Source organism: Flavobacteriales bacterium (genome assembly GCA_013214975.1).
Taxonomy (GTDB): Bacteria; Bacteroidota; Bacteroidia; order DT-38; family DT-38; genus DT-38.
Map to the genome: position 1 here is coordinate 1 of JABSPR010000362.1, position 5,561 is coordinate 5,561.

General features: G+C 35.1%; 7 protein-coding genes. 1 reads left to right on the forward strand and 6 read right to left on the reverse strand.

Annotated features, from left to right (window positions below):
- The 3 genes from HRT72_11670 to bamD form a co-directional block, all read right to left on the reverse strand.
- Positions 1-390, reverse strand: a 390-nt coding sequence (locus tag HRT72_11670) for a phosphopantothenoylcysteine decarboxylase (protein NQY68363.1), incomplete at its 3' end; no start/stop codon positions are given.
- An 18-nt stretch (positions 391-408) separates the two neighbouring features.
- On the reverse strand, positions 409-750 hold the full coding sequence (locus HRT72_11675) for a DNA-directed RNA polymerase subunit omega (protein NQY68364.1): 342 nt from the start codon (positions 748-750) through the stop codon (positions 409-411).
- The gene (gene bamD / locus HRT72_11680) at positions 747-1,568 is read right to left on the reverse strand and encodes an outer membrane protein assembly factor BamD (GenBank protein NQY68365.1); all 822 of its coding nucleotides are present in this window, start codon (positions 1,566-1,568) and stop codon (positions 747-749) included. The genes HRT72_11675 and bamD overlap by 4 nt, the downstream gene beginning before the upstream one ends.
- A 141-nt stretch (positions 1,569-1,709) precedes the next feature.
- On the opposite strand from bamD, the gene HRT72_11685 reads away from it, so the two are divergent.
- Complete coding sequence (locus tag HRT72_11685; protein NQY68366.1) at positions 1,710-2,960, forward strand: aminotransferase class I/II-fold pyridoxal phosphate-dependent enzyme; 1,251 nt, start codon at positions 1,710-1,712, stop codon at positions 2,958-2,960.
- Between the two features lie 68 nt (positions 2,961-3,028).
- On the opposite strand, the gene HRT72_11690 is transcribed toward HRT72_11685, so the two are convergent.
- The 3 genes from HRT72_11690 to ligA all read right to left on the reverse strand — a co-directional run.
- Positions 3,029-3,922 carry a 4-hydroxy-tetrahydrodipicolinate synthase gene (locus HRT72_11690; GenBank protein NQY68367.1) on the reverse strand — a complete coding sequence of 298 codons (894 nt, stop codon included), beginning with the start codon at positions 3,920-3,922 and terminating at the stop codon, positions 3,029-3,031.
- A complete protein-coding gene (locus HRT72_11695) occupies positions 3,912-4,472 on the reverse strand; it encodes a hypothetical protein (GenBank protein NQY68368.1) in 561 nt (186 codons plus the stop codon). The genes HRT72_11690 and HRT72_11695 overlap by 11 nt, the downstream gene beginning before the upstream one ends.
- Positions 4,459-5,561, reverse strand: a 1,103-nt coding sequence (ligA, locus tag HRT72_11700; GenBank protein NQY68369.1) for an NAD-dependent DNA ligase LigA, incomplete at its 5' end; no start/stop codon positions are given. The genes ligA and HRT72_11695, both read right to left, overlap by 14 nt.

Below are 5,561 nucleotides of genomic sequence, written 5' to 3' on the forward strand. Positions count from 1 at the left end.
ATGCTGATACATATCAAGATCCATAGCTGGTGCAAAAAACACTGGACACCTTGCTGAGAGATATGTGGCCATCAATAGGTTATCACATATACCATTAGCCATTTTAGCCATCGTATTGGCCGTTAATGGAGCTATTAGGATTAAATCAGCCCATAAACCAAGGTCTACATGGCTATTCCAGTTATTTCCATTTTGAGTTGTAAACTCAGTAAGAACTGTGTTATTTGAAAGGGTTGATAATGTTAATGGGGTAATAAAATGTTTGGCATCAGGCGACATAATCACCTTAACGTTTGCACCAAGATGCACCAACTTTCTACATAGGTATGCCGATTTGTAAGCCGCAATGCTTCCTGTAATGCCTAATATTATGTTCTTGTTTTTAAGCATCCAGTATGTAATAGAGGATTATTTCCCTTCCGTAGTCTCTACTTCCTCGTCTCTCTTTCTGATATAAAGACTTTCTTCTAGGTACTCTTGTATTGCAATTAATGCAGGTTTTGGAAGTCTTTCGTAGAATTTTGAAATTTCAATTTGCTCTCTGTTTTCAAAAACTTCATCCAAGTTATCTGAAGCAGTAGCAAATTCAGCCAATTTACCATTTAACTCATCTTTAATTTCAAGGCCAATTTGATTCGCACGTTTGCTTAAAACATTCAATGCTTCATAAATATTTCTACCATTCGTTTCAAAATCCACTACATTTCTTGTTATAGTTGTAGTTTCGGCGTTTGTTTTTTGGTATTTCATGACCCTTGTTTTTTATTAGAGTTAATTAGATCGCGTTCTTGTACCGCTTTCTTATAAATATTCTCTGCTCCTTTTAAATCTTCACTTTTAGGAAACTCATCAATGAATTCCTCATAAGATGTAATTGTCGCATTTATTCTTTCTTCCTTCTTCCCTTCAACGCTATTCTTAGCTAGAAGATAGTAGGATTGCAAAATTAAGTATTTAATTTCCTCTTTATACTTATTATGAGGAAAATCTTTCATTACGTTCCCTAGAGATATCACCGCAGATTTATAGTTTCTCACGTGGAAATACGTTTTAGCATTGTCAAAATCCTTCTGCAATAACTTCGCCCTCAATTCCATCATAAGCCGGTTGCAATGTGGAATACTATCTGAATTAGGATATTCGTTAGCAAATAATTGTAATGCATCAATAGCGCTATATGTTTGTTCTTGATCTAAACTAGATTTTGGAGAACCTTGGTAATAACAATATGCGTTCATGAAATCACACTCCATAGCGTGTTTATTCGTTGGATATGTCTCTGAAAACTTATCGAAATGATATGACGCGGTGATTAAATCGCCCTGGTTATATGCACAATACGCATAGTAATAGTAAACTTCGGCTCCTTTCTTAGTACCTCGATATAAGGCAACCAGCTCCTCTAATAATGGCATTGCACGCAGATAATCTTCTCGATCGAAGTATTCTACAGCTTTGGTGTACTTAAGATCTTTATCTGTACTTTTTAATACTTTCTGATACCCTCTCCCACAACTCGCAATAAGCACAGTTAGAAAGATATATATATATATTACTTGTTTCAACATGGTACAAAGATAGAACTTACTTCATAAATCAACTTAGACGTGTTAACAATTAAAGGTTATGGGTAATTATGGTGCTTGTCATATCATTAATATTGCATTAAATTTGCAAAAGCATAGTAACAATTAAAAGGTCATCTTATTGTGGATATATTTAAAAGAATAAAAGATAATCGTGGTCCTATAGGACAACACGCAAAGGCATCTCATGGTTACTTTACGTTTCCTAAACTGGAAGGTGAAATTTCTAACAGAATGACATTCAGAGGAAAAGAATGTTTAGTATGGAGCCTTAATAACTACCTAGGTTTAGGTAATCACCCAGAAGTTCGAAAAGCGGATGAGGAGGCAACTAGAGATTTTGGTTTAGCTTACCCAATGGGTGCTCGTATGATGACAGGGAACAGTGATTACCATGAGCAGCTGGAAGATGAACTTTCTAGCTTTGTTCAAAAGGAAGATACTATTCTTGTTAATTATGGTTTTCAGGGAATGGTTTCAGCCATCGACTCACTTGTTGGTAGACATGATGTAATAGTTTACGATGCAGAATCTCATGCATGTATTATTGATGGAGCTAGATTACATGCAGGGAAACGTTTTGTTTTTCCTCATAATGACATGGAGAAATTTGAGGTTCAATTACAAAGAGCTGAAAGATTAACAGAAAAATCGGGAGGAGGAATACTTGTAATCACAGAAGGTGTATTTGGCATGTCTGGAGATCAAGGAAAACTAAAAGAAATCGTTGAGTTTAAAAAGAAATATGATTTCAGGCTTTTTGTTGACGATGCCCACGGTATTGGCACAATGGGAGAAACCGGTGCTGGCACAGGTGAAGAACAAGGTGTTCAGGATGGAATTGATATTTATTTCGGAACCTTTGCCAAGGCTTTTGCAACAATTGGTGCATTTATTTCTGCTGATGAAGAGATAATCGAATTCTTACGATATAATATGAGATCCCAAGTTTTCGCTAAGTCTCTTCCAATGCCTCTAGTAATAGGTGCATTAAAAAGGCTAGAGTTGATGCGTGCTCATCCTGAGTTGAAAGAAAAATTATGGGAAATTACTAATGGATTACAATCTGGATTAAAGAAAGCTGGATTTAACCTTGGGAATACTAATACTCCTGTTACTCCAGTAATTTTAAGCGGAACACTTGGAGAAGCAACTGGTATAACAATTGATTTAAGAGAAAATCACGGTATCTTCTGTTCGATAGTTGTGTATCCAGTAATTCCTAAAGGAATGATAATTTTAAGACTTATTCCTACGGCCGTTCATACAATGGAGGATGTAGAGTATACTATTGAAAAGTTCAAGCTTGTTAAAGTAAAACTTGAAGAAGGCAAATACAGTTCTTCAAATGTTATTGAGACAGTAGAAGGTTAAATAATTTGCATTAAAAAAGGGATAATTAGAAAACTAATTATCCCTTTTTTAATGTCTTGATTTTTTATTTAGATACCTATCTCTTGCAATCTAGCAATCTCCGTTTCTAAATCTTTATATGTTTGAGCGGTTACTTTAATCATTGGCAATCTACTATTATCGGGTATAATACCTAAAATGTTAAGACAAGCTTTTATTCCAGATGGACTTCCTTCCCTAAACAATAAATCCGTAATGTGCATAAGCGAAATACAAATCTGTCTAGCTCTTTCCACATTGCCGCTTAAAAAAGCTTTTTGCATTTCAACAACTTCTTTAGGAAATGCGTTTGCTAATACAGATATAACACCGGATGCACCCATAGAAAGAAAAGGTAAGATCATATGATCATCGCCAGAAACAACAATAAAGTCTTCTCTTTTGTATTTCAAAATAGCCGCACATTGCGAACCATCAGGATTTGCTTCCTTAATACCTATTACACTTGGAATCTCATTCGAAATTCTAACGGTAGTATCCCTATCCATGTTAACTCCAGTTCTACTAGGAACATTATAAATCATCATTGGAACATCCGTAACAGAAGCCAACGCTTTATAATGCTGAAAAATACCTTCTTGTCTTGGCTTACAATAATACGGTGTGATAGAAAGAAAAGCATCAATACCAGTAAAGTCATAAGCTTCTAATTCCTTCTTTATTGTATGCGTAGAGTTACCTCCAATGCCCACCATAATTGGAATTTCACCTTGTGTAACATCCAAAATCACCTTCACAACACCTGCTTTTTCTTCTTTCGTTAAAGAATAAGTTTCTCCTGTAGTTCCTAAGGGTACAATGTAATCAACACCATTATCTAAAAGGTGTTTGGTTAATCGCTCCAAACCTTTGTAATCTACTTTGTCATCGTCTGTGTATGGGGTGCAAATTGCTACACCTGTTCCATGAAATTTAGAGCTCATTTTTTCCTTTAATTAATTTTAGATAATGCTTGACTTGTATAATAAAAAACTCCGTTGTTTTCTTTTTGGAGATATCAATCAACATGTCTAAATATTCTGTTCCGTTCTCCTGCGCAATCCCAACCTTGAATTTTGCTGGCGTCAGCTTACAAATATAGTTTAAAGGATAGCAAAAGTTAAGGCTTAAATCAATCAATATATCGAAGTCTTCTTCCATGAAATTATCAACTTCAATACCCTGTGGCTTTTTGAACCAATTTAACTGCTCTACTCCAAAATACCTGAATTGTAATTTAGGAGCAAGTTGCATATTAGGATCCTTACTGTTAATAAACCCCAAAGCAATCACATTCTTTTGCGATTCTTTTAAAAAGTGTATTAGGTCTTTTACTTTACTATAATCTTCACGGTTTGTGGCATCATATATAATACCTACCGTTCTAGCTTGAAATAAGCTGATATAACCTCTTCTTCTTTCAGGCGCTTTTTTCAAAAGCTGTTTGAGGTAATATTTACCTACAAATAATTTAAACCCATCAAATATTGCCATCGAGTAGATTTAAAAATTCAGATTCACTGTATAGCGTTATTCCCAACTTGCTTGCCTTTTCCAATTTGCTTGGTCCCATATTTTCTCCTGCGACTATAAAACTAGTATTCTTTGAAACGGAAGAAGTATTCTTTCCACCATTATTTTCAATAAGAACTTTTATTTCATCTCTCGAGATTGTACTAAACACTCCTGATACTACAATCGATTTACCTTCTAGCAAGTTCGATCTTAATGTAGCTTCTTCTTCAGAAATCATTAAACATAGACCTGCTTTTTTAAAAACGTCTATTCTAGCAATATTTTTATCTCTATTAAAATAAGAGGATAGGCTTTCTGCAATACGTTCTCCAATCTCATCTACATTAATGAGCTCCTCTTGTGTTGCGTTCATCACAGAGTCAATGTCGCCAAAATAGTTAGCAATCTTTTTTGCTACAGTAGATCCTACATACCTTATTCCAAGACCGAATAAGAACCGATTAAACGGTTGTTCTTTCGATTTCTCAATTCCTGCAATTAAATTGTCGGCCGATTTTTCTGCCATCCTTTCTAACGGCAAAACTTGGTCTTTACGAAGAGAATACAAATCAGACACATTAGAAATCAAGCCTTCGCTAAATAACAATTCTAATGTTTCACCTCCTAGTCCATCAATGTCCATTGCTTTTTTTGAAATGAAGTGCTCCATTTTTCCAAGAATTTGAGACTTGCATTCTGTTTCATTCGGACAGTAATGATTTGCTTCATCCTCATTTCGAATTAATTCTGTTTTACACTCTGGACAATGCATAATATACACTAATGGAATAGCCGTTTCCAGCCTTTCACTCAAATCAACTTCTAATACTTTAGGGATTATCTCCCCTCCTTTTTCTACAAACACAGTATCGTTTATTCTTAAATCAAGTTGTTGTATCTGATCAGAATTATGTAGAGATGCACGTTTCACTGTCGTGCCAGCTAAAAATACAGGCTCCAAAATAGCTACTGGTGTGATTGCCCCTGTACGACCAACTTGATAAATTACATCCAGCAATTTAGTGGATACCCTTTCTGCTTTAAACTTATAAGAAATTGCCCAACGCG